The sequence below is a fragment of the Aquimonas sp. genome, assembly GCF_044377145.1.
Taxonomy (GTDB): domain Bacteria; phylum Pseudomonadota; class Gammaproteobacteria; order Xanthomonadales; family Xanthomonadaceae; genus Aquimonas.
The window spans coordinates 41,578-67,184 of record NZ_JBILJQ010000006.1 but is presented as its reverse complement, the minus strand read 5'-3'; the positions used below and the strand labels follow the sequence as shown (position 1 = coordinate 67,184).

The window sequence follows — 25,607 nt, the reverse complement described above, 5'->3', positions numbered from 1 at the left end:
AGGCGATCGTGCCCTGGGCGCTCGCCGCCGATGCCGTGCTGTTCGTGCATCTTCGGGTGGTGGTGTTCGCCTTGTTGGGCCTGATCGCTGCCGGCAACTTGCGAAGCTGGCGCTTCGTCACTGCCTGGTGGATCCGGCTGCGAGCAGCCTGTCGGGCTTTGGTTGACCAGGCTGCCAGAACGGCACTCTTGCTCCTTGGTGCGATCTCGCCTTCGCGCAAGCCTTGAGTCGCCGTCGTGAGGTGGTCGTGGCACCGGTACGGACGCTGAAACGCGGAGGGGCCGATACCCTTGGATCCCTTGCCCTGACTGCGAATGCACCGCTGTGACGACGATTGCGTGACCGCAACCTCGTCGGCAGACTGTCGTTATCGGACGCGTGAACTTCTCATGCACGACTTCGTCCTCGGGTCGCTTGGCAAGCTCGATGCCGGACGCTCCCCCTGCTCACCTTCACCCCGATCGCGTGGAGTGGCTCGCCACCCTGCGCGCCCGATTTCGCAAGGACCCCCTGTGCTGACCCGATTGTTGATGCTGTTGATGCTGCTGTTGCCTTTGCCCGAGGCCGGCGCGCAAAGCAATGCCGAGCAGGTGTTCGCCGGGGCCCGCGCCTCGCTGCTGCAAATCCGCACCCTGGTCAGCGAAGGTGGCCGACAGTCGAGCATTGGTTCTGGCTTCCTGGTCAGCGCGGATGGTCTTGCCATCACCAACTACCACGTGGTGTCGCAGTTCGCGTTGGAGCCGGCCAGTTACCGTCTGGAGTATCTGAATGCCGATGGCGAGCGCGGCCCGCTGATCCTGCTTGCGATCGATGTGGCCGCCGATCTCGCCGTGGTGAAGCTCGAAGCGAAAGAGCAGCCGTTTCTCAGCTTTGATCCGGATTCCGTAGCTGGCGTCAATCCCAAGGGCGAGCGGCTGTACTCGATCGGCAATCCGCTCGACCTTGGCTTCACCATCGTCGAGGGTGTGCACAACGGCCTGGTCGAGAAGAGCTACGTCGAACGCGTGCACTTCTCCGGCGCGATCAACCCCGGCATGAGCGGTGGTCCGGCATTGACCACGGAGCAGCAGGTCGCCGGCGTCAACGTCGCCAAGCTGCTGTCGGGTGAGCTGGTGAGTTTTCTGGTGCCGGCGCGCTTCGCGGCTGCCCTGCTGGAGCGAGCGCGCGGCAACGCGCCGATGTCCCTCGACGATGTCCGGGCCGAGATTTCGCGCCAGCTGTTGGCTTGGCAGGAGGGTCTCTACCAGCAGCTCGCCAACGACGCCACGCCGACCGAAGTGACGTTCGGGCCCTATCGGGTGCGCGAGAGTGAACTGCCGTGGTTCAGTTGCTGGGCCAGCACGAACGCTGACGAACGGCCCAAGCCGCGCGCGCGGTTGCAGTCCAACCAATGCACCATGCAGAACGGGGTTTTCATCTCCGGTGATCTCGATACCGGATTGCTGCAATTGTCCTACCGGCATGCCCGCACTGACCAGCTCAATGCCTGGCAGTTCGCAGCCTTTCTGAGTCAGCTGTATTCGCCGGGCAACCAGCGCTTCCACGACGGCAAGCGACTGACCGCGCCGAAATGCCATGACGATTTCATCCAGGGGGATTCCGCTCATCAACCACCACTGCGGGCGCTGTTCTGCGCCCAGGCGTACAAGGAGTTCGCCAACCTGTACGACGTCGAGGTCGCCGCGGTGACTCAGGATGCCACCGAGTACGCGCTGATCGCGAAGCTCAGCATGCGCGGGGTCAGCTACCCGAATGCGCTGGCTCAGACTCGGCGCTTCCTCGATGGCATCCGCTGGGGCGAGTCGCCCTGATGGCCGAGCCTCAGACCATGGATCCGGCACCTGTGCTCGTTGATCCGGCAGCATCGCTGGTGGTGATCGAAAAGCTTGGCCGCAGTGGCGAAGTCGCCGAGCGCCTGCGTCGTCCGCTGCAAGCCAACGACAGCCTGGCCGTTGGCCGCGGCTACGACTGCGACTTGATGCTCGACGATCCCTTTGTTGCCGCCCTGCATCTGCGAGTGCATCGGGACGCAGCGGGTCGGCTCTGGGTCGAAGATGCCGGCAGCCGCAACGGTGTGCGCGATGAGCGTGGCCGCCCACTGCCGAGCCGGACTGCAGTGAGCGGCACACTCGCTCTGCAGGTCGGTCATAGCATCCTGCGCATCCATGACGGCGCACCGTCGATCGAGCCCGAGCGCGCGCTGCCACTACCGGGCCCAAGTTGGCTGCAGGCCACCAGCTGGCTGCTGCTGGCAGTCGGGCTGGGTGCTCTGAGCGACTGGTTGCAGCAGATCGGCGAAATCAAGGCCGAGGCCTTTGTTGCCGGCGGCGTCATGGCTGTGCTCATCACCGTCATCTGGAGTTTCGGCTGGAGCCTCGCCAACCGGTTGTTCGCCCATCAGCTGCGATTCGCCCGTCATCTGCGGGTGGCTGCAGTGGGCAGCGCGCTCGCAACGGTGCTGCTGGTGGCCGTACCAAATCTGGCGTATGCCTTCAGTGCCGAGGCACTCAGTCACTATGCCTTCATCGGATACTGGCTGTGCTTTGCCTTCGTCTGCTGGCTGCATCTGCGTGTGATCGGGACGACACATCTGCGTCTGAAGGCAGGCGTTGTGCTGCTGCTGGCCGCGTCAGCCATATTGGTCAAGGGCATGGAGAACTGGGTGCCGCAACGGGACGGGGACAGCGCGCCACGCTATCTCGGCCAGCTGGGTCCGGCGACCCTGCGCATTGCGCCTGAGCGACCGCTGTCTGGTTTCATCGACCAGGCCAGCGCCCTTCAAGCCGAACTGGACGCTGCACGCATCGAGGCCGAGCAGCGCGAGGGCGAGTGAGGACAGCGCAGGGGCGTCGCGCTGCTCGGAGAAAAGCCCGGGCCAGCAGCCTGTCGGGCTTTGGGGGGGCGAGGCGACAGTCGACTGCCAGAGGACAGTTTCTCGACGATGTGCAGGCGCCGGTGGGCGCTCGGCCAGGAATCGGCGGAAAAGTGGATCGCGCAGACGGATTTGCAGCCCGGCCAACCAGAGTCCGACAGGCTGCTGGCAGGCACAGGAATCGCCCAGCTCGTTCGCGACGAGGAGAGCGAGGTCGCTTGCGGCTGTGAGCGACCGGGTCGCTGGGGATACGTCAGGGCACTCGGGTTCGTGCTTGTGGCTTGCCGCGACGCGTGGTCGAGCCCCTCGCCAACACGCTCGCTGGCGATCCGGCGCCACGTGTCTCTGCTGAGCCGCGGCTTCCCCTTCAGCCTCTCGCCCCGCGCGCAGTTGAGCGCAAGCGCAAGTCTCCGGAACTGACTTGCAGGTCGTGCCCGCCCACCCTTCGCGCCTGAGGGGTACGGCTCTTGCATACCCGATCCGCTGTGGTTTTCCGACCCTGGCCGCTCGGTCGGGAGTCAAACGGGGGAGGGCGGCGCTGATGGCGACGGATCTGATGACTATCTGTCTGATCCTGGCCTGCGCGCTGCGCTCGCGGGGCGCTTTCGATCGCCGCTGTGCGGCGGGATGCCATCGAACCCTGTCAATCTGAGCAGCCGCGCCCGCATGATGCGCGACGGGGGCTGCGTGCGTTTCGGCAATGAACGATCTTGATGATTGGAGGTGGCGCGTGAGCAAGCTTGGGTTCGTGTGCGGAGGCGTGAGCCTCCGGTGGCTGTTGGGGGCGTTGTTGCTGTGGGGCCTGGTGGCTCCGGCGCTGGCGCAGGACCCGAACATGACTTTGGGCAAGCAATTGCTCGAACCCGCCGCCAACGCCACGGTGCCGCCCGGCAGCACGGTGCGCTATCGCCTGACCTATGCCTGCAACGGTGTCGCTCAGCCGAGTTGCGGCGATGTCAGCATCACCGACACCCTGCCGCCCCAGCTCGAAATCGTCAGCTGCGACTTCCCGCTGTTCGGCACGCTCAGCTGCCCGGTCGGTGGCAACACGGTAACCGCGCAGCGCGCCAACGTGTCTTCGGGCACCGCCGGAGAGGCGTTTATCGTGACCCGGGTGCGGCCGGGTGCAGGTGCCGCCACCGGCGTGCTCAACTCGGCCAGCCTGGTGTTCAGCAACAACCCGGGCGGGCAGCCGCTGCCGATCACGGCAATCAGCGCGCCGATCAACATCAGCGCGGCCTCGCAGCGCAATTACAGCATCAGCAAGCAGCGGTTCGATCCGATCCCGGCCCTGGTGATCTCCGATCAGCCGACTTTTGTCACCGATCGCGTGCGCTTCTGCGCCGCCGGTGGCATCGATCAGGTGTCCTTGAACGGCATCCAGATCTTCGACGACACGCCGCCGGGCGCGACCAACATCCGCACGGTCATCCCGGCCGGCGCGCCGCCGATCACCGAAACGATCATTGGCAACCGCGTGACCTGGACGGTGCCAGCCGCGCGCATTGCCATCGACACGCTGTACCCGCCGGGCTCGAATCTGGGCGCGCAGGTGTGCCTGGAGTTCTTCGTCACTTACGACCTGCCGGCGGGCGTGGCGCCGGCGCCGAACCGTGCGCACGTGCGGGCGGACGATCCGGTCTACTGCTCGGCCAGTGGCCTCGGCACCCCGCCGGTCGGCGATACCGGCAACCCGCAGTGCTTCGGGCAGACACCCGGCGTGCGCGGAGGTCCGCAGTCGATCCTGGCGCCGTTCAGCAAGACCGGCAACGACGCGACACCGAGTGATACCCCGAACAACTCCGGCGTTGGCCGCATCAACTGGCGCATCGGCGCGGGCTTCGAGTCCAACGTCGGCGTGCAGAGCGTACAGTTCTTCGATGTGCTGCCGACGGTCAACACCGGCGTGCCGGCGCGCCTGCAGGTGAGCAGCTTCACCTTGGGCAACTGGAACAGTGGCCTGCCGAACTACACGGTGGTCGCCGATGTGTTCGTCAGCACGGTTGAGCCCGCGCCGACGGCGAACTGCGGCGACGCCAGCTGGACCCAGGTCGCGACTGCTGCGCCGGCGAACAATGCGATTACGGTGAGCAGCGGCCTGGGCGGCATCACCGGCATCTGCTGGCGCTTCGCCAATACCAACACCGGCCCGGGCCTGCCGCCGGCCAATGAGCTGCCGCGTGATTTCGGTTTCACCACCCAGCCGGTGATCAGCCAGCCGGTGCCCGCCAGCATCAACCCGCCGCCGCTGCCGGGCTCGATCGATCCGCAGAACTGCTTCATCGCGCGCTGGAATGCCGGCGGTGCGCAGTTCGAGCAGACCTGCCGTATCCAGCGCATTGAAGAGGCGCGGCCGGGCTTGAACCCGATCAAGACCGTGCAGTCGGCGCCGTCCTCGCTGCGCCCGCTGGATGAGATCGTCTGGCGCGTGGGCGTTGACCATGCGGTTGGCGATTCCACCGGCGACATCGTCGACCCTGTCATCGTCGATGTGCTGCCGCCCGAGCTTGAGTTCCTCGGCACCTCGGTGATCCAGCCCGGCAGCCCGACACCGACCATTACCACCGTGCCAGGCTTCACTTTTGGCGGCGTGCCGGGCCACACCCTGGTGCGCATCGCCTATGTCGGCAGCTTCCCGCGCACCGCCGCGCAGATGCCGCGCATCGACATCCGCACGCGCATCCGCGCCGGCACCTTGAACGGCAGCTACAGCAACCGCATCGGCGTGTTCAGCGGTGATCCGGACAGCACCTGTTCTTCCAGCTTCGTGGCCGACAGCGACAACATCGACGGCAACGCCGGGACCACCGAGTACTGCGCCGGATCGGCCGGTTTCACCATCCTGCAGGCGGCGGTGCTGGATGGCACCAAGTGGGTCAGCGGCCCGGGCCCGTACCAGAACCCGACGGATGATCTGGTCGACGACCCGACCGAGCCGCCGGCGGTCGCGTCCGCCGCGTGCCCGGTGTATGCCGACACCTTCGCCGGCGCCCCCGGCGTCGGCGTGGATAGCCCGCGTTTCACCCGTTTCCCCTGCGTGGCGCGCACCGACTTCGGCGCGGCGTTCAATTACCGCGTGCGCATCCAGAACGCGGGCAACGTGGCCTTCGACAACTACGTGTTCTACGAGGTGCTGCCCTTCATCGGCGACACCGGCGTCGGCGAGCCGCAGGCTGGCGTCACCCGCAACACCCGCTTCCGCCCGCTGCTGACCGGCGCGCCGACCCTGGTCGCTGCGCAGACCACGGCCAACATCGCCGGCAACCATCTGATCGAGTATTCGGCGTCGACCAACCCGTGCCGGCCCGAGGTTTCCAACGACGACGACACCAGCGGCTGGCAGGGCAGCTGCACCAACGACTGGAGCGCGACGCCGCCGGCTGGCAACTTCGCCAATGTGCGCGCGATCCGCATCCGCGCCTTCATCGACCCGAACGGAACCTTCAACGGCCCGACCGACAACTGGGGTCGGTTGGAATCCGCGGTGTTCGATTTCCCGATGGCGGCACCGGTGTTCGTGGCGCCGACCCTGGCCGGCGGCGCGCTGCCCTCGGTGGTTGCCAATACGAATGTGTTCAACCCGGCCTGGATCAGCTTCGCGCATCGCGCCTATCGCGCCACCGCCACGCCCTTGAACCCGACCAACCTGCTGCCGACTGCCGAGCCGGTGAAGGCTGGCGTGATTCTGCCCGAGCGCTATCGCCTGGGGAACCGGGTCTGGCGCGACACCAACAACAACGGTGTGCTGGACCAGGGCGAGCCCGGAATTGATGGCGTCGAGCTGCGCCTGTGCCGCGACACCGATGGCACCGCCGGCCCCAGCGCGGGCGACCTGCTGGTCGACAGCACAGTCAGCGCCACGGTCGGTGGCCGCAGCGGCAAGTACCGCTTCGATGAGCTGCTGCGCCAGCCCGACTACTACCTCGGCGTTCCGAGCACGCAGCCCGCGCTCACCGGGCTGCAGGTGTCGACCAACAACAATGGCCAAAACCCGAACAATCGCACCGACAACGACAACAACGCGCAGGGCGCGGCGGCTGCCGCGATCTGTGGCGCCGGCCCGGGCTATGTGTCCACTCCGGTGCTGACGCTCGGCGACCCCAGCGCCAACGAGCCGACCAATGAGCGCATCTTCAACGGCTCAGGCACCGATGACGACCCCGACAACGGCGGCGGCACCGACCTGTGGCCGGACCGCATGTCCAACTACAGCGTCGACATCGGTTTTGCCGGCAGCATCAACAATGCCGACCTCGGCGATCTGCCGGACACCGGCAACAGCACCGGCCCGGGCAACTACAGCACCTTGTTGGCCAACAACGGCCCCAGCCATCTGCAGACCACCGGCCTCACGCTTGGCCTGCTGTGGGATGCCGAACTCGACGGCCAGCCCGGCGTCGGCGCCGATGGCGATGACTTGACTGCCGGCGACGACGAGGACGCTGTGATCACGCCGGCCCAGCTGCAGTTCTTCCGCGGCCAGCCCGCCATCGTCCAACTGCGCGTGGTCAACGACAGCGGCAGCGCGGCACGCCTGTGCAGCTATGTCGACTGGAATGCCGACGGCGACTTCGGCGATACCGTCGGCGGCAGCGCGGAGCTGGCGCCCACCTTGACCATCCCCAGCGGCAGCGGTGCCGGCGGCACCGTGGTCAACGTCAACTGGGGCAGTGTGCCGTTTCCCGGCGCGACGATTGACCCGACCTATGTGCGCTTCCGCCTGAGCCTGGATGGCGGCGCCTGCAGCGCTGCGTTCGCCAATGGCCCCTCGGCCAGCGGCGAGGTTGAGGACTACCGTGCATCGATCATCGCAATCGACCGCGGCGATCTGCCTGCCGGCCTGCCGGCTCTGCCCAGCTATCCGACCCTGATCGCCGGCAATGGGCCAAGCCACATCATCCGCAGCGGCCTGCTGCTGGGTGCGGTGGTCGATGCCGAGATGGATGGCCAGCCCAGCGGCGGCGCCGATGGCGACGACAGTGCACCGGTCGGCCAGCCCGATGACGAAGACGGCATCGTGGTCGCCGATCTGGCGCTGCGCGTCGGTGGCCCGAACACGGTGCGCTTCAACGCGACCAACCTCGGCGGCGCGGTGGCGACGGTCTGCGGCTACATCGACTTCAACGCCAATGGCGTGCTCGGCGAGGCCGGCGAGCTGGCTCAGGCCACGGTCGCGGCGGGTGCCAATGCGCTCAATGGCAGCCTGCTGTTCAACGTGCCGACCAATGCCGTGCGCAGCACCTTTGCGCGCTTCCGCATCTACACCGGCGCCGCCAACGCTGGTGCGACCTGCTCGGCCGAAGGCGCGCTGCTCGACGGTGAAGTCGAGGACTACGCGGTGCTGATCAACGCCTATGACCTCGGCGACCTGCCGGATACCGGCGCGGGCACCGGCCCGGGCAACTACCGCACCCTGCTGGCCGACGGCGGCCCGCGGCATCTGCTGCTGCCCGGTTTCCCGGCCAGCCCGAACCTGTTCATGGGCCTCGGCGTGGATGTCGACTTCGACGGCCAACCGAGCGTGACCGCCAACGGCGATGACCTCAACGGCACCGATGACGAGGATGGCGTCGACTCCGCGCAGCTGCAGCTGATCGCCCTGCTGCCGGCGCAGATCGATGTGCGGGTGAACAACCCGACCAGCAGCGCGGCACGCCTGTGCGGCTTCGTGGATCTGAATGGCGATGGCGACTTCGACGATGCCGGCGAATCCGCCAATGCCAACGTGCCCGCGGGCACCGTGGCAGGCACCGCCGCGCTGAACTTCGGCGCGCCGGCTTTGGGCGCACCGTCCAGCACCTACGCGCGCTTCCGTCTGTCCACCGATCTGGCCGGTGCCTGCAGTGCCAATGGCGAGGCGCCGGATGGCGAGATCGAGGACTACGTGGTGAATATCAGCGAGCGCCTGGACTTGGGTGATCTGCCGGACACCGCTGCAGGCGCAGGGCCCGGCAACTACTCGACCCTGCTGGCCGATAACGGCCCGCGCCACGTGCTGCGGCCGGGGTTGCGCATGGGGGCGCTGGTGGACGATGAGCTCAACGGCGCGCCCAGCGTCGCTGCCAATGGTGACGACCTCGCCGGTGTCGACGACGAGGACAGCGTCAACCTGGTTGACCTGACCGACAGCAATCTGATCGCTGGACGCTCAGCGGCGGTGCGGCTGCGTGCCACCAACACCAGCACCGGTACAGCCCGCGTCTGCGGCTATATCGATTTCAACGCCGACGGCGTGTTCGGTGGCGCAGGCGAAGTGGCCCAGGTCGGCGTGCCCGCCGGCAGCAACGATGTCGAGTTCAGCCTGAGCTTCGCGGTGCCGGCCAGCGCCACGGGCGGCGCCACCTATGCACGCTTCCGCCTCAGCACCGAAGCCGGTGCGTGCACGGCTGCCAATGCGAATGGGCTGGAGCGCGACGGTGAAGTCGAGGACTACACGGCACGGGTCCGCGTGTTCGACTTCGGCGACCTGCCGGACACCGGCGCAGGGCAGGGCACCGGCAACTACGCCACCCTGCTGGCCCAGAACGGCCCGCGCCATGTGATCGTCAGCGGGCTGCTCCTCGGCGCGACGGTGGATGCCGAGGGTGACGGCCCGCCGGGCGTCACTGCCACCGGCGATGACACGGCGGGTGTCGATGATGAAGACGGCGTCAGCTTCCTGGAGCCCTACGATCTCGGCAGCCCGGCGCGGGTGAATGTGCGCGCCACCAACCTGCTGGTCGCGCCGGCGCAGGTCTGCGGCTTCATCGACTGGAACGACGACGGCGATTTCAACGACGCCAGCGAACAGGCCACGATCGCCGTGCCGGCCGGCACCAGCAATGGCAGCCTGCAGCTGCAGTTCGGCCTGGTGCCCGCAAACGCGGTGGCCTCGGCCTATGCGCGGTTCCGGCTCAGCACCGATCCGACCTGTTCGCCGGTGGGCGAGGCCAGCGATGGTGAGGTTGAGGACTACCGCATCGGCACCTCGGGCGTCGGCGCGCTGGCGCTGGGCGATCAGGTCTGGGTCGACAGCGACAACAACTGCCGAGTGGATTCCGGCGAGCCGGGCCTGCCCGGTGTGCGGGTCAACCTGTACGTCGATGCCGATGGCGATGGTCTGCCGGACGGCACGGTTCTGGCCACACAGTTGACCGGAGTCGATGGTCGTTATCTGTTCACCGATCTGCAGCCGGAGGACTACATCGTCGAGATCGAGCGCCCCAGCACCCATCTCGGCAGCACCGGTTCTGGCTTCCCACACACCCAGACCGGCAGCTGCGCGGCTGGCGTGGACCCGGACAATGACGTCGACAACGACGACAACGGCTTTGAGGCCGGCCCGCTGACGCGCAGCCCGCCGGTCACTCTGGTTGCTGAAGTCAAACCCGGCCCCCCGGACTTCAACACCAACCCGACCGTCGACTTCGGCCTGGTGCAGAACTTCGATCTGGCCTTGAGCAAGCGGCTGGCACCCGGCCAGGCGAGCCAGGTGCGGCCGAACCAGGTGGTGAACTACGTGATCACCGTGCGCAACGAAGGCACCCTGCCGGCCTATGCGGTGGAGATCACCGATCGCTTCCCGGACGGCTTCACCCTGGAAAGCGGTGACTGGACCCTGGCCGCTGGTGGGCGTTCGGCCACCCGGGTGATCGCCGGGCCGCTGCAGCCGGGCGCGAGCATCGATCTGCCGATCAGCCTGCGCATGGGGCTCCGACAGAGCGGCTCGATGCGCAATGTGGCCGAGATCACCGGCGCGGATGACGACGGCGGTCAGCCGATTCGGGATATCGATTCGGTGCCCGACAACCGCATCGATATCGAAGATGACCAGGACAGCGTCCTGGTCGGCATCCTGTTGCCGCCGGTGGTCCAGGTTCCGACCAATGACCCCGCTACGCTGCTGGCGCTGATGCTCGGCATGCTCGCCTTGGGCTGGGGTGTGCTGCGTTCGCGCCGAGGCCTGCTGGGCGAATGAGGGTCGCGTCGCTGATGTCTCGCCGGGGCACGCGCGTCTGACGCAAAGCGCTCAGTCGGAATCCTCCCCACCTGGTCCCAGCGTACGACGCGCTGGGACCAGTGGCGGTTGAATCAATGACGCATCGACGGCCTGGCTCGGGCTACTCCGAGCCGGGCGTGGTCGCTGCAGACGCAGCGCGGTCGCCAGAGGCGCGAGTCGCCAGCTGATCGAACCGGCCTCGCTGTGTGCGATCAGTGCGTCGTCAGCCACTCAAGCAGTGCAGGTACCAACTGGCGTGCCGCGGCATGAAAGCCGGCGATCACTGCTGCCGGTTCGCTGCTGCCCACCGCGACTTCTGCGGTGAAGCTGCGGCTGGCCACAACACGCTGGGCGGCGTCAACGCGTTTGGCGTGGTAGTGGATGCGCACGTGGCCGCTGTCGCGCAGGTACTCGAAGGCACGCAGTTCGCCGAGCAGGCGCTCATCGCCGAACAGGCTGTCGCGGTCGCGACCGGCGCTCAGACGGCCATCGTCTTCGATGGCGCGCACCAGCAGGCTTTGCCACAGCTGCGGCGCGGGCTCGCTCCAGCGCAGGCCGCGCAGAACGCCGTATTCGCTCTCGCCAACGCGCACGGCGACGCGATCGCTGTTGATCGGTGCGGCTGCCGTCGGCAGCTCCACCAGCAGCTGGCGACCGAGCGCCGGCTGCGCGCTGGCGGGCAGGCTGAGCTGCAGGGTGTGCAGGCGCATCTCGCCCTCGCGCGCCTTGGGCAGTGAACAGGCGGCCAGCGTCAGCGTGCCGAGCAGCAGGGCGCAGCGCAGTGCCGACTGCAGCGGGCCTGATGTGGTCGCGCAGGATCGGTAGGCAGTCATTTGGGGTCGTACTCCTTGGGCTGATCCTGGCCGAGCAGGAAACGCGTGGGGTCGGCCTCCAGGCGTTCGCTCAACTCGCGCAGGCTTGCCAGGGTTTGCCGAAGTTCGGCCATCGCCGGGCCCATCTGCGACAGGCCCTGCTGACTGAAGATGCGGATCGATTCGCGGTTGCCGACCACCAGATCGTTGGAGGAATCCGCCAGCCGCCGCGCCGATTCCAGACTCTGGCGCGCGCTTTCCAGCAAAGCCTGCGCGTCGCCTGCCAGCAGTGCATCGGTGCGATTGGCGATCGAGTCCAGCCGCGTCATCAGTTGTTCGGTCTGCGCCAGTGCAGTGCGCAGGGATTGCCCGGCCGCAGCGAGGTCGTCGATGGCGCTGCCGATGCCGTCACCGCGCGCGGCGAGGCTGGCGCTCAGCGATTCGACATGGTCGATCGTCGCGGCGACCTTGTTGATGTTGTCCTCGCTGAGCAGGTTGGATACCCGCTGCAGCATCTGATTCACGTTCAGAATGATGTCCTCGCCGGAGGACATCAGTTTCGCCAGTGCCGAATCTTCGGCGACGATCTTCGGCGTTTCGCCGTTCTCGCCGATCAGGTGCTGCGACTCGGCGCTGCCGCCGCCGAGCTGGATGATCGCCACCCCGGTCAGGCCGGTGAAGGTCAGCTTGGCGGTGGTATCGGTCTTGATCGGGGTGTCGCCCCCGACGCGGATGCGCGCGATCACCTGGCTGGGGTCATCCGGCGCCAGCTGCAGACGTCGCACCTCGCCGACCTGGATGCCGCTGTACTGCACCGCCGAGCCGACGGTGAGGCCGGTGACCGCTTCGGTGAACACCACGTCGTAGTAAGCCCATTCGCGGTCCAGCGACAGCTTGCCGAGCCACAGCACGAACAGAAATGCGAGCACGAGCATCAGCAGGGCGAAGCTGCCGATGAGCACATGGCTGGCGCGGGTTTCCATGGGTCAGATCCTTGAAGGTTCAGCAGTGGCGGCCGCGTCGGGGCCGGCCAGCTGAGGTGTCGTAAGCGCAGACTGCGCCCGCGCGCTGCGTCCGCGCGGCCCGGTGAAGCATGCGCGTATCCACGGGTGCGGGTTCGCTTCGACCACATCGATCGAGTCGGCGACCAGCACGCGGCCGTCGGCCAACACCGCGACGCGGTCGCAGATGGCATACAGGCTGTCGAGATCGTGGGTGACCAGGAACACGCTGAAGCCGAGCGCGTCGCTCAAGGTGCGGATCAAGGTATCGAAAGCGGCCGCGCCGATCGGGTCCAGGCCGGACGTCGGCTCATCGAGGAACAGGATTTCCGGATCCAGCGCCAGCGCCCGCGCCAACCCGGCACGTTTGCGCATGCCGCCGGACAGCTGGCTTGGGTACTTGTGCGCCGCATCGGCGGGCAGGCCGGTCAGGCGGATCTTCAGCAGGGCCAGCTCGTCAAGCAGATCGGGCGGCAGGTTGTAGTACTCCAGCAGCGGCACCTTGACGTTCTCGAGCACGGTCAAGGACGAGAACAGCGCTCCGTCCTGGAACAGCAGGCCGAAGCGCCGCTCGTACGGCCGCCGGGCCTGTTCGTCGAGATGGGTGGTTTCATCGCCGAACAGGCGCACGCTGCCGCCATCGGGGTCTTTCAGGCCGACGATCGAGCGCAGCAGCACCGACTTGCCGGCACCCGAACCGCCGATCACGCCGAGCACTTCACCGCGGTATAGGTCGAGGTCGAGGCTTTCGTGCACCACCTGGCTGCCGAACACCGAACGCAGCCCGCGCACTTCGATGACAGCCTCGCGATCTGGTCTGGTCATACGCCGAGCTCCATGAAGAAGATCGCGAACAGCGCGTCGAGCACGATCACCAGAAAGATCGACTGCACCACGGCCGAGGTGGTGTGTCGGCCCACCGACTCAGCGCTACCCGCCACTTTCATGCCCTCCAGGCAGCCCACCACGGCGATCACGAAGGCGAAAATCGGCGCCTTGATCATGCCGACCCAGAAATGCCGGATCTCGGTCATCTCGTACAGCCGGCTGATGAACATGCCGGTGCTGATGTCGAGCGCCGCCGCGCCGACCAGGGCGCCGCCGACCAGGCCGCTGATCATGCCGATGAAAGCCAGCAGCGGCAGCATCAGCAGCAGGGCCAGCAGCCGCGGCAGCACCAGCAGCTCGATCACATCCAGGCCCAGCGCGCGGATCGCATCGAGTTCTTCGCGGCTCTTCATCGAACCGATCTGGGCGGTGAACGCACTGCCCGAGCGCCCGGCCAACAGGATCGCGGTCAGCAGCACGCCGAACTCGCGCAGAAAGGAGTACGCCACCAGCTCGACGGTAAAGATCGACGCGCCGAAATCGCGCAGTACCGTGGCGCCGAGGAAGGCCACCACCGCGCCCACCAGAAAGCTGAGCAGGGCCACGATCGGCACCGCATCCAGCCCGGATTGCTCCATGTGGAAGACCGTCGCGGTCAGGCGCAGGCGGCGCTTGCCGGTCAGCACCTTCGACAGCGTCAGCAGAGTCAGGCCGATAAAGCCGACCAGCTGGCGCGCGTTGATCCAGAAGCTCTCCAGCGCAGCGCCCATTCGCGCCAGCAGCGCAGTAAAGCCGTGCGGTCGCGGGATCGGCGTGGCCGGGCCCGCGCCGCGCTCGATCAACAGCTGCAGCAAGGCGGTGTCGGCGCTGCGCAAACCGGAGACCGAATCCAGCACACCCTCGCGCCCGCAGGCTTTGAGCAGGCGCAGCAGCAGAACCGCGCCGGCGGTGTCGAGCCGGGTCAGGCCGCTGGCATCGAACGGCAGGGCGCTGTCCACCGGCCGCAGGCGTTCGATCTCGGTGGCAAGCTGATTGGCCTGCGCCAGCGTCCACTCGCCCGCAAGGCGCAGCGCCCGCGAGTCAGGCTGGAGATGGGCGGCTTGCATGGATGTATCGGTTGGCATGCGCGGGAACATAGCATCGGCGCGCGGTGCCGGCGCTGCGCCGATTCAGCTTGCGCACGCGTCCCGCGCGACTGTGCGCCGGTTAGCACAGGCGTGTTGGGCGTTCTGATTCGAAGTTCAAGCGGCATGCTAGAGTTCCGCCGCTTTCCACCCGGAGTTCACACATGAATCGATTCGTATCCCTGGCGGCCGCTGGCCTGTTCTCACTCGGCCTGGTTGCCTGTGGCAGCGAGAGCGGAAGCCCGGCTGACGCAGCCAAGGCCACTGCCACCCCGGACGCCGCCGTCAAGGCTGCTGCCGACGCCCTTCGCGACAACAACATCCAGCAATTCGTGCAGCTGTCGCTGCCTGAGGCCCGCTACAACGAGGTCAAGGCAAAGTTCGACAGCCGCGAGCGCACTCCGCCCGAGGCCGGCGAAGCCGCCGAGTTCGCGGAGATGATGACCAAGCTGACCGCCGACGGCGCCGAAGACGCGCTGATGGCCGAGCTTGAGCCCGCGCTGGTGCAGTTCGAAGCCGAAATGGCCCCGCAGCTGCCGATGATGATCGGCATGGGCCGCGGCTTCGCCGTGCAGGGCATCCAGCAGAACACCGACCTGACCGAAGACCAGAAGCGCCAGGCCACCCAGGTGGTGGACGCTGTCGGCAACTGGCTGTCGACGGTCAAGCTGACCGACCGTGAGCTGGCCAAGAGCGCGATCGCCAAGGCGGTCGCCGCCGCACGCACGCTCGACCTCAAGAGCCTGGAGCAGGTCAATGCGCTGTCGTTTGACGAAGCCCTGGCCAAGGCCGGTATCGCCTTCGGTGGCGCCAAGGACGTGCTGGCTGTCTACGGCATGGACGTCAATGCCACCCTCGGCAGCGTCAAACCGTCGGTGTTGACCGAGCAGGGCGACACTGCACGCGTCGGCACGACCTACAGCCTGCTGGGGCAGGATCTGACCAGCGAGCAGGACATGATCCGCGAAGGCGATCGCTGGTACAGCAAGGACACCATCAAGGCCGTCTCCGATGCGCTGGTTGAAGCCCCGGCTGATCCGGTTGCCCCGGCTGCCGAAACCGACGCAGCTGGCGAAGAAGCCGAAGAAACCGAAGAACCGGCTGTGATCGACGACGAAGAAGAAGAAGCGACCAACTGATCGCGCTTGGCCGCAGTGGCGCCGCTGGAGAGGGCCGCCATTGAAAGGTCACAACGCCAGCAAAGGGCGGCCCACGGGCCGCCCTTTGCGTTTCTGGTCAGGCCTTGGGGAACAGGCGTCTCCGCGCGGACGGAACCCTGGCCGCACACAGCGCGCTTGGGCCTGAACCTGCGCGAACTCCCTGCAACCCGCACCGGCACCGGCATGCTCCGCTCTCGCGGCCTGCGGGTTTCATCGGCCTCGCCCGGGGCGCAACTCAGCCTTTCAGCCATAATCCGCCCATGAGCGAAAAAGCTGCCTCCGAACCCCTGTTGATGCGCCTACTCGGCCGCCTTCTGCGCCCGTGGGTCTCGATCCGCCGAGAACCGTCCACGCCTGTCGATCAACTCATCCGGCCGGAGCTGCCGGTCTGCTATGTGATCGAGCGCTACGGCCTGACCAACAACGCCATCCTGACCCGCGCCTGCGCAGAAGCCGGCCTGCCGTCGCCGCTGCTGCCGATCTGCGGGAACTCCGCCTTCGGCGGCGAGCGTGCGCTGGTGGCGCTGTCGCGTCGCCAAAGCACCTGGTTCGGCCGGCCGCGCTCGCGCACACATTCCGCCAGCTTGGCGCGCCTGGTCGAAGCGCTGGAGCTGAACCCGGATATCGACGTGCAGATCGTGCCGGTGTCGATCTTCGTCGGCCGCGCGCCGGACCGCGAAAGCGGCTGGTTCCGCGTGCTGTTCTCGGAGAACTGGGCCATGGTCGGCCGCTTCCGTCGCGCGCTGTCGGTGCTGCTGAACGGGCGCGGCACCATCGTCCAGTTCGCGCCCGCGGTATCGCTGCGTGAGGCGCTGTCAGAAGGCCTGCCGCGCGAGCGCACCGTGCGCAAGGTGTCGCGCGTGCTGCGTGCACATTTCAGCCGCGTCCGCACCGCCGTCATCGGCCCCGATCTGTCGCACAAGCGCACCTTGGTCGACGGCGTGCTGGCGTCTGAAAGCGTCAGTGCCGCGATTGCCGACCAGGCCCGGCGCAGCAACAGCAGCATCGAGCAGACCCGCGGCAAGGCGCGTCGATATGCGCTGGAGATCGCCGCCGACTACTCGCACCCGGCGGTGCGCTCGGCCTCGTTCATGCTCACGCCGTTCTGGAACAAGCTCTACGACGGCGTCACCGTGCACCACTTCGACACCCTGAAGCAGGTCGCACCTGGGCATGAAGTTATCTACGTGCCCTGCCACCGCAGCCATATCGACTACCTGCTGCTGTCGTACCTGCTGTACGTCAACGGCATCGTGCCGCCGCACATCGCCGCCGGCGTCAATCTGAACCTGCCGATCGTCGGGCCGATCCTGCGCCGCGGCGGCGCGTTCTTTCTGCGCCGCAGCTTCAAGGCCAACCCGCTGTATTCGGCCGTGTTCAGCGAATACGTCGCCAGCCTGATCACCCGCGGCGTGTCGATCGAGTACTTCATCGAAGGCGGACGCTCGCGCACCGGCCGTCTGCTGGAGCCCAAGGCCGGCATGTTGGTGATGACCCTGCGCGCCTTCCTGCGCCAGCCACGCCGGCCGGTGGTGTTCCAGCCGGTCTACATCGGCTACGAGAAGGTGATGGAAGGCAAGAGCTACATCGCCGAGCTTAGCGGCGCGCCAAAAGAGAAAGAATCCCTGCTCGGCCTGCTGCGCGCCTTCGGCGGCGTGTTGCGCAAGCGCTACGGCAAAGTCGCGGTGAACTTCGGCGAGCCGATCTTTCTCAACCAGGTGCTCGACAGCCACGATGCCGATTGGCGCCGCTTCGAGACCCAGCCCGACGAAAAGCCCGCTTGGCTGAATGCCGCGGTGGAGGATCTCTCGGTACAGATCCATCGTCACATCAACCAGGCGGCCGATGTGAACCCGGTCAACCTGCTGGCGCTGTGCTTGTTGGCGACACCGAAACAGGCGATGGCCGAATCCGATCTGCTGTCCGCGCTCGATCTGATGAAGGCGCTGCTTGAGCGGCTGCCGTTCTCCGGCCGCGTCACCGTGACGCCGCAAAGCCCCGCCGAAATCATCAAGTACGGCGAAGGCGTCAACGTGCTGGAGCGCGTCAGCCATCCCTTGGGTGACGTGTTGCGCTTCCCCGGCGACATCGCCGTGCTGCAGACCTATTACCGCAACAACGTCGTCCACCTGTTCGCTGCCGCTTCGTGGGTGGCCTGCTGCTTCCAGAACAACCGCCGCATGAGCCGCAGCGGTGTGCTCCGCCTCGGGCGCCTGCTGTACCCGTTCGTGCAGGAGGAACTGTTCCTGCCGTGGGAGGAGGACGAATTCGCCCAGCGCATCGAGGCCACCATCGATCTGCTGATCGAGCGCGGCCTGTTCAGCCTGGACGAATCCGGCGCGATCCAGCGCGGCCCGGGCCAGACCGACGAAGTGTTCCAGCTGCGCGTGGTCGCGCACGGCCTGCAGCAGGCCTTCGAGCGCTACTACATCGCCATCGCCGTACTGGTGAAGAATGGCTCGGGCGTGCTTTCGACCGGCGAGCTCGAGAACTTCTGCCAGCTCACCGCGCAGCGGCTGTCCCTGCTGTTCTCGCAGGCCGCACCGGAGTTCTTCGACCGCAGCCTGTTCCGCGGCTTCATCGGCAAACTGCGCGAACTCGGCTTCGTCAGGCTCGGCGAGAACAGCAAACTCGCCTTCGACGAGCGCCTCGAAGCCTGGGCCAAGGACGCCCGCATCATCCTCTCGCGTGAACTGCGGCACTCGATCCTGAAGATCACCCCCGAGGTGGTCCGCCAGGTCAAATCAGACGCCGAGATCAGCGCGGAGTGAGCCAAAGGCCAGCCGTCACGCGGGCCTCAGGCGCTGCAGCAACGCAGGCCTGACGCCGCGCGGACGCTGGTCGGGACCGCGCTACCGGCCGTCCGTGGGAGCACAACATCGCGCCAAGTCCGCGATACTGTTGCGCTCAAGTAAACCGGAGCGTCCCATGGCACCGTCCCGATCCCGCACCGAACTGGGTTTTACGCTGACTGAGCTGATGATCGTGGTGGCGATCGCCGCGATCGTCACCACCATCGCGTTGCCGAGCTTCAACGATGCTATCCAGCGCAACCGCATGGCGGCGCAAACCAACGAAGTGATCGCCGGCATCAATCTGGCGCGTACCGCCGGGCTTCAGGCCAATGCCGGCGGCACAATCTGCGCAGCCAACGCAGCCCAGACCGCCTGCGGTGGCAGCTGGGCCAACGGATGGATCATCTGGGTGGATGTGAATCGTAATGGCAGCATGCAGCCCGATGAGCTTCGGGGTCGCGGCGAGATGAACAGTAAAGACCAGATGCTTGGGACCAACCTCATCGCATTCGATGGTAGAGGCCGTCGTGTGCAGCCGACCGTCGCCGAAGGCAACGCCGTGATGGAAATGCAACCCACCGGGTGCGTAGCGGGCAAGCCATTTCTGCGTACCCTGACCGTCAATGCAATCGGGTCGGTAGGTGTTGCCAAAGGAGTGTGCTGACATGGCAGTCAGAGCATTGCTCTCTAGGCCCCGCACCGCGCGGGGTGTCTCGATCATCGAAGTGATGGTCGCGGTCTTGGTGCTGTCTGTAGGCCTGTTGGGCATGGCTACCCTGCTTGCGGTCTCTCTGCGCAACACTCAGAGCGCGTCGCATCGCACCCAAGCCGCGAACGTCGCCTACGAATACGTGGATCTGATGCGCTCCTACACCGCGCGCGGCAGTAACAGTAAAGTCGGCATTCTCTCCCAGGCGAACTTCACGGCCCCTGCCTGTGATATCGCTTCGGCGCCGAGTTACTCGTGCTATGGCGGTTCCGATGCGTTGAACTGCGACGATCGCCGCATCGCTGACCGAGCCTGCAGGGCCCTCCCAGACGGCCGCGTGCGCGCCAGACTCACTCCAATCGGTCCCGCAGCTGCACGTCGGCTGACCTTGGTGGTAGACGTTTGCTGGAACGACGATCGAAGCCAGGAGCCTGTTCGCTCTGCCGGTTGCACGGATCCCAGCGAAACCTTGTTCACCTTGAATACCGAGCTTTGAGGAAGTCGCCAGTGAACAAACCACTAGTCCACCGCAGGCGCGCCAAAGCGAAGCGTCAGGTCGGTCTCTCATTGATCGAGCTGATGGTCGCTATGGGAATAGGCGTAGTACTGCTGCTCGGCCTCGCGCAGATCTTCGGTGCCAGCCGAGCTGCCTTCTCGACCGCCGAGGGCGGTTCCCGTGTTCAGGAAAACTCGAGATTCGCGGTGGATTTTCTGCGCCGGGATCTTCGCATGGTAGGTCACATGGGCTGCATGAATGAGCGCGGGTACATCCGCCAAGCGCCGCTTTTGCCGCGGCTTTACCTGCACAGTGCCAACCCGAGCAGTAACTTCGCTGCCGCACCGTACGCGCTCCGACTTGATTGGCCACTCGACGGATTCGAGTACAACGGCAGCGCTCCGGGCGAAACGGTTGATCTTTCGGGTGGCGTTGCAGCTTCGGGCGGGCCAGGATCGTACTCGCCCGCCCTGCCGGGCGCATTGGGTGCCGTAGCCGCCGACGCGATTGCCGGCAGCGATGTGATCGTCCTGCGCTACCTGAGTGGTGATGCAGTTCGCAGCGCCGTCATGAATATCGCCGCCAATACGATGTCAATCACCAACGCGGCAGACATCCCGTTCTTTGAGCCTCGCGGAATCTACGGCATCAGCAACTGCAGGCAGGTTTCGCTTTTTCAAGCACAAGGAGCCGGCGCGGTCGTACCGGTTGGCCAAGGGGGCTTGAATCTGGTGAATTGGAGCGCAGCAGAGGACGGCTACGCATCCCCCGCGACCGCCGTGTACCGCTACGAGTACGTTGTTTACTACGTCGGAATTGACGGTGCCACCAACGAGCCCGCACTGCGGCAACGACGCCTTGAAGTGGGATCTGCTGGTCTCTTGTCTGCGCCGGTAACCTTGGTCGAGGGCGTCGAGTCGATGCAGTTGGTCTATGGCGTCGACACTGGAGTGATCACTCCAACGGTCAATACGCGTGACGACGTGCTGGACGAGTACCGTGTCGCTTCTACCGTCGGTGGCTTGGCTCCACCTGCCACTCCTGCACTGGCTTGGCAGCAGGTAGTCAATGTGCGCGTGGGCTTGCTCATGCGTAGTCCCGCGCCAGCTGCGGCTATCCGCGATGATGCGTCGCCACTGTTTCGCGCAGCTGACACCGCGTTTCTCATAGATAACGATGACAACCGTGTGCGTCAGGTCTACGAAACCGTCATCACCCTGCGCAACCGCGTGAGGAACTGAATATGTCCGTCCGTAGAACTAACGTGCGCGGTAGCGCCGCCAACCGCCAGCAGGGCGCCGCCCTTTTCGTGTCGATGATGTTCCTGATTCTGCTGACCTTGCTGGCACTCTCCGCTGCTCAGGTCACTGGACTGCAGGAAAAGATGGTTCAGGCCTATTGGTCCGACATTCGCGCTTTTGAGGGCGCCGAAGAACGCTTGCGCATCGCCGAGCGCACGTTGCGGGCAGATGCAGTCACGACAGAATGTCCGACCGTCGATTCCGGTTCAGTGCAGCCTGCTTGGGTGTCGTCAGTCGAGCGACCCACAGCTGCCGCGGTGCATACCCTCAATCTGAGCAAGGGCGAGGCGAGCCGAGGCGGCGGGGTCGGTGGCTCTCTTGAAATAGCCGCCCAGGACGCATCCCAGTGCGCCTATTTCCTGCTCAGCGCCTCTGAGTCCGATGCGCGCGTAGATGCCGACGCCAGTTCGTGGGCTGTAGTTCAAGCCACTTTTGTTCCCTGACCTGACCGGAGACAGTCATGTTTATTCAACGAATCTCAAGCGGTCTTCAGGTCGGTGCGCTCGTTCTGCTTGCCGCCGCCTCTGCACCTGCCAACGCCGACTTCAATATCGCGCAGTACCCCCTGTACGTGCAGCAGCCTGTGAAGCCATCTTTCATCATGGCCGTGGACGATTCAGGCTCGATGAAGTTTGAAACCTTGTTCCCCGGGCGCGACGGCCAGGGCTTCTGGCACCGCCCGTCTGGATCCTTTTTCGTCGCAGATGGTTCCGGCGGCTGGCGACTGCGCACCCAGAGCGATCCATCCTCGCTGGGCGGATTTCATGGCCTGATGCCCTCGGTGAGTAGTCCATTGGACGTCAACCGATTGGCAATCCCGCCGTTGGACAGCTTCGGGTTCGCCCGCGCTCCAAAGTACAACAGCAGCTGGTACGACCCTGAGGTCACCTACCGCCCCTGGAAGAGTGGTGATGGCACCGAGTATGCGAATTCCACGCCTTCCGATGCGCGTCAGGATCCACGCAACGCGAGTCCGCGCTTCAATCTCACCACGAATACCTACGATCAGATAGACGATGCAGATAACGAGTATCTGACCATCAACGAAGGCGGTTTTCCTTTTGCCTTCAGTGCGACCAACGGCTCCCCGGTTACACTCCAGGCCGGCTGGCAGGTCCGCAACGTTGAAAACGCCGTTCAGACCTGTGCAACCAGCGCAGGAGATATCAGCCTGCCAGCGTCCAGCAATGGCACGTGGCTGACGATCACCAGCACCCGAACATTGGCCAATTGCGCCACGTTCCACATCCAGCGGCAATCGGCGGGGCGGATCAATCACGTCAACGAGATGTTCACCGTGCCGGTCGGTGCGACTCTGCCCGCGGGCACTGAGTACTATCGATTCGCTCTGCGCCGTCTGAACGGGGATGGCGATTACAACGATGTCGTGGGCGGCCGGTACGAAAGCTCGCTCGACCCTGGCAACAACAACCGAGTCGACTCCTGCGGTGGTCTGGGCGCTGACCGCATGCAACGCGATACTTGGGTGACGCTGACTACGGCGCTGACGATTACGGATGCGACCTACAGTGGTTGCCGCGTCGGTCTGCGCAACTACATGCCGACTTTCTACCTGCCCGCCGATGCACCCGCTCCGGCAGGCTACAACGTCGCGACCCGTGTTCTGGCCATTGATGCTTGCGGAACCGGCTGCAACCTGAATCGCTACGAGATCCGCTCGGCCAATTATTCGTCAGCGGCTGTGTACAACGAGCAGATGCAGAATTTCGCCAACTGGTACACCTTCTACGGTAATCGCAACCGCGCGATGATCTCTGGCATGACGCGCGCACTGGCCGATGTCACCTTCATGCGGGTGGGGTTCTTCCGGATCAACAACCGCGCTGACGTGGTAATGAATGATCTTGAGATCCAGGCCGCCCGGAACAATCTCTACAACAATTCGCTGCTGAATCTCCCGGCCAGCGGCTCCACGCCGAATCGACAGGCGGTCGATCATCTGGGCACGCAGTTCATGCGTGCGCCTGCTGCGGCCAACGCTGTCAACCCTCCGGAGCCCTTCCTCAACGAGGCCGATGGTGGTGCCTGCCAGGTCAACGGTGGAATGCTCTTTACAGACGGCTACTCCAATCAGGACGGCCCGGCGGTGGGCAATCTCGACCAGGCAATGGGCGCGCCATTCTCGGATGGAAACTCCGATACGCTGGCGGACATCACTGCAAAGTACTACCTGAATTCCCTGCAGCCCGGGTTTGCCAACCAGGCAGGCATTCGGGTGTCTGCGGCTTGCAATGGCACGCCCGACCCTTGGGTGGATTGTCAGGAGTTCCCCCACATGAATTTCTATGGCGTCACCTTGGGCGCGAAGGGTAATTCATTCGGCGTGACTCACGCGATCGACCCAAATGACTGGACCGAGGGCTACAGCAATCCGCCGGCTTGGCCCGCCCGCGAGAACGATCAACCGTCCACCGTGGATGACATCTGGCATGGCGCGATCAACTCGCGTGGCCGATACATCAATGCGACATCGCCGGAGCGAATCACCCAAGCCATGCGCGACGTTTTGCTCGAGGTCAGCAGCCGTGCGCGCCCGGCCGGCGGTGTTGCCGCTTCGGGCTCGCGTACCGGTGACGGCTTTCTGGTCTACGTGCCGGAGTATTTCTCCGACGACTGGACGGGCGACCTGAAGGCCTATCGGTTGACCCCAAGCGGTGCGCTGGCCAGCCCCGCCGTCTGGAGCGCAGCGTCGCTTCTGCAGCCGGTTGCACCTGGCTCCCGGCAGATCTTTGCTTCCGTCGGCGGCAGTCTGGTCAATTTCACCACCGCTGGTTTAGGCGGGGCGACCAATGCACAGTCGCTGCTGCAGATCGGGGCTGGCGATTTCACGGCTTACGGTGCTGGCGTCACGGTCCCCGATGTAATCGATTACGTGCGCGGTGATCAGTCGCGCGAAGTCGCAAACGGGGGCAATCTGCGCAATCGGCGCAGTAAGCTGGGCGATATTCTGAACTCCCAGCCCGAGCTCACGACTGCAGCCAGCTTTCCGTATGCACAGCTTGCACCTGCGGAAGGTGGCGGTTCCACCGGCCCTGGCAGCTACGGTGCGTACATCACGGCCAAGCGTTCGCGTACTCCGGTGCTGTTCGTTGGGGCGAACGACGGCATGCTGCACGCCATCAATTCTTCCGCTACCGGTGGCCAAATCCTGTTCAGCGTGATCCCGAATTCAGTGCTCCCAAGGCTGAAGGAGCTCCCGAAGCGTACCTACTCGCATCGGTATTTCGTTGACGGTTCGCCGAACCAGGCGGATGTGCGGGTAGGCGGAGCGTGGGCTACCTATTTGTTCTCGAACAACGGCGCCGGCGGGCGTTCAGTGATGGCTCTTGATGTCACCAATGCAGCCAGTGGCTTCAGCGCTAGCAACTTCAAATGGGAATTCCAGAATGCGGGCCTCGGCAACGTGATGCACGCGCCGCGCGCCGCTCTGCTCGAGGGTGGCGCATGGGTGGCCCTGGTCGGCAATGGTCCCAACAGCGACGACCATCGCGCCCGGCTGTTCGTGCTGAACGCAGGCACTGGCGCCATTAGCCAGGCGGTCGAAGTGGGTGCTGGCAGCTTCGCTGACCCCAATGGGCTCACCTCGATCACACCGATTGATACGGATTTCAACGGCAAGGCAGACACTCTTTACGGCGGTGATCTTCACGGCAACGTATGGAAGTTCAACGTCGAGGGGAACGCTGTTGAAGTTGCAAACGGCGGCAACCCGTTGTTTATCGCACGCGACTCCGCCGGCGCCCGTCAGCCGATTACCGGAACCGTGTCTGCGGGCTTGCATCACATCAGCGGTCAGCTGGTGGTGTTTGGTACGGGCAAGTACTTCGAGGTTGGCGACAATCAGGCTGGGCCTACCTCTCAGGTTCAGAGCTTCTATGGCTTGTGGGACAAGAACGACAGCTCTTCCATTTCCGGCCGCGGTCAGCTGCAGCAGCAGACCCTGGGAGAAACCACGATTGATAGTCGCGTGTTCCGTACGATCAGTGATACGCCGGTCGATTGGCAATCCCAGCGGGGCTGGTTCATGGATTTGACCGTCGGCTCAGCCGGTAATGGTGAGCGGGTGCTTGGTAGGCCAAGAGTGCTTCTTGGCAATGTGGTATTCACCACCTACCTGCCGCAGGGTGACATCTGTAATCCGGGTGGTGTGAGTCGCGCCTACGTGGTTGATCTTCTGACCGGCGCGCCCGACGGCAATATTGCGGGCGGCAGCTGCTCGAACTGCGGTGGTGCTGTGATCGCTGTCGAAGGTGCGCCGGTAGCTTCGCCGCCCGTGGCGGTACGCCCGCCCAGCGATGGTGCTCGTGAGGGTATTGATAGGCCTGTCCAGGACCGCGATGGCTCAGGCAATCTGGTCAATCCGACCCCCGCGCCGGGTTGCCGCAATGACATCGGCCTCATCCTGGGCGAAGGCTACGCGCGCTTGAAAGAGATCGACTGCGGACGCCAAGCCTGGCGACAGCTGCAGTGATTTGGTGACGCAAGGCCGGGCATTGCCTGGCCTTGCCGT

Annotated in this window: 15 protein-coding genes; 11 read left to right on the top strand and 4 right to left on the bottom strand. The window is 65.4% G+C overall.

All coding sequences use genetic code 11. From position 1 onward, the window contains the following. The first annotated feature begins 8 nt into the window (after positions 1-8). The 4 genes from ACIQ7H_RS03560 to ACIQ7H_RS03545 all read left to right on the top strand — a co-directional run bounded on the left by ACIQ7H_RS03560 (position 9) and on the right by ACIQ7H_RS03545 (position 10,829). Positions 9-227, top strand: a complete 219-nt coding sequence (locus tag ACIQ7H_RS03560; protein WP_395788456.1) for a hypothetical protein — start codon at positions 9-11, stop codon at positions 225-227. Positions 228-530: 303 nt separating this feature from the next. Next, on the top strand, positions 531-1,811 hold the full coding sequence (locus tag ACIQ7H_RS03555) for a S1C family serine protease (protein WP_395788454.1): 1,281 nt from the start codon (positions 531-533) through the stop codon (positions 1,809-1,811). Between the two features lie 17 nt (positions 1,812-1,828). After that, positions 1,829-2,833: an FHA domain-containing protein gene (locus ACIQ7H_RS03550; protein WP_395788452.1), complete on the top strand. Its 1,005-nt coding sequence runs from the start codon at positions 1,829-1,831 to the stop codon at positions 2,831-2,833. A 799-nt stretch (positions 2,834-3,632) separates the two neighbouring features. Beyond that, positions 3,633-10,829, top strand: a complete 7,197-nt coding sequence (locus ACIQ7H_RS03545; RefSeq protein ID WP_395788450.1) for a GEVED domain-containing protein — start codon at positions 3,633-3,635, stop codon at positions 10,827-10,829. Positions 10,830-11,062: 233 nt separating this feature from the next. Here the strand turns inward: ACIQ7H_RS03545 and ACIQ7H_RS03540 are convergent, their stop codons facing one another. From ACIQ7H_RS03540 to ACIQ7H_RS03525, 4 genes are read right to left on the bottom strand one after another with little or no spacing between them, the layout of a single operon-like run. Then, positions 11,063-11,683, bottom strand: coding sequence for an ABC-type transport auxiliary lipoprotein family protein (locus tag ACIQ7H_RS03540; protein ID WP_395788448.1), 621 nt, complete (start codon positions 11,681-11,683; stop codon positions 11,063-11,065). Then, positions 11,680-12,645: an MlaD family protein gene (locus ACIQ7H_RS03535; protein ID WP_395788446.1), complete on the bottom strand. Its 966-nt coding sequence runs from the start codon at positions 12,643-12,645 to the stop codon at positions 11,680-11,682. Before ACIQ7H_RS03535 ends, ACIQ7H_RS03540 begins: the two co-directional genes overlap by 4 nt. 3 nt (positions 12,646-12,648) lie before the next feature. Beyond that, positions 12,649-13,488 carry an ABC transporter ATP-binding protein gene (locus ACIQ7H_RS03530; RefSeq protein WP_395788444.1) on the bottom strand — a complete coding sequence of 280 codons (840 nt, stop codon included), beginning with the start codon at positions 13,486-13,488 and terminating at the stop codon, positions 12,649-12,651. Continuing rightward, positions 13,485-14,597, bottom strand: coding sequence for an ABC transporter permease (locus ACIQ7H_RS03525; RefSeq protein WP_395788442.1), 1,113 nt, complete (start codon positions 14,595-14,597; stop codon positions 13,485-13,487). Before ACIQ7H_RS03525 ends, ACIQ7H_RS03530 begins: the two co-directional genes overlap by 4 nt. Before the next feature lie 182 nt (positions 14,598-14,779). Here ACIQ7H_RS03525 and ACIQ7H_RS03520 point away from each other — a divergent pair, with 182 nt between their 5' ends. The 7 genes from ACIQ7H_RS03520 (at position 14,780) to ACIQ7H_RS03490 (ending at position 25,568) form a co-directional block, all read left to right on the top strand. After that, a complete protein-coding gene (locus ACIQ7H_RS03520) occupies positions 14,780-15,754 on the top strand; it encodes a hypothetical protein (protein WP_395788440.1) in 975 nt (324 codons plus the stop codon). Between the two features lie 137 nt (positions 15,755-15,891). Beyond that, a complete protein-coding gene (gene plsB / locus ACIQ7H_RS03515; protein ID WP_395788525.1) occupies positions 15,892-18,546 on the top strand; it encodes a glycerol-3-phosphate 1-O-acyltransferase PlsB in 2,655 nt (884 codons plus the stop codon). A 157-nt stretch (positions 18,547-18,703) separates the two neighbouring features. Continuing rightward, positions 18,704-19,234 carry a GspH/FimT family pseudopilin gene (locus ACIQ7H_RS03510; protein ID WP_395788438.1) on the top strand — a complete coding sequence of 177 codons (531 nt, stop codon included), beginning with the start codon at positions 18,704-18,706 and terminating at the stop codon, positions 19,232-19,234. A 1-nt stretch (position 19,235) separates the two neighbouring features. Beyond that, on the top strand, positions 19,236-19,775 hold the full coding sequence (pilV, locus tag ACIQ7H_RS03505; protein WP_395788436.1) for a type IV pilus modification protein PilV: 540 nt from the start codon (positions 19,236-19,238) through the stop codon (positions 19,773-19,775). An 11-nt stretch (positions 19,776-19,786) separates the two neighbouring features. Then, positions 19,787-21,016, top strand: a complete 1,230-nt coding sequence (locus ACIQ7H_RS03500) for a PilW family protein (RefSeq protein ID WP_395788434.1) — start codon at positions 19,787-19,789, stop codon at positions 21,014-21,016. Between the two features lie 2 nt (positions 21,017-21,018). Beyond that, positions 21,019-21,519 carry a PilX N-terminal domain-containing pilus assembly protein gene (locus tag ACIQ7H_RS03495; RefSeq protein WP_395788432.1) on the top strand — a complete coding sequence of 167 codons (501 nt, stop codon included), beginning with the start codon at positions 21,019-21,021 and terminating at the stop codon, positions 21,517-21,519. A 17-nt stretch (positions 21,520-21,536) separates the two neighbouring features. After that, on the top strand, positions 21,537-25,568 hold the full coding sequence (locus ACIQ7H_RS03490) for a pilus assembly protein (RefSeq protein ID WP_395788430.1): 4,032 nt from the start codon (positions 21,537-21,539) through the stop codon (positions 25,566-25,568). The last annotated feature ends 39 nt before the right edge of the window (positions 25,569-25,607 follow it).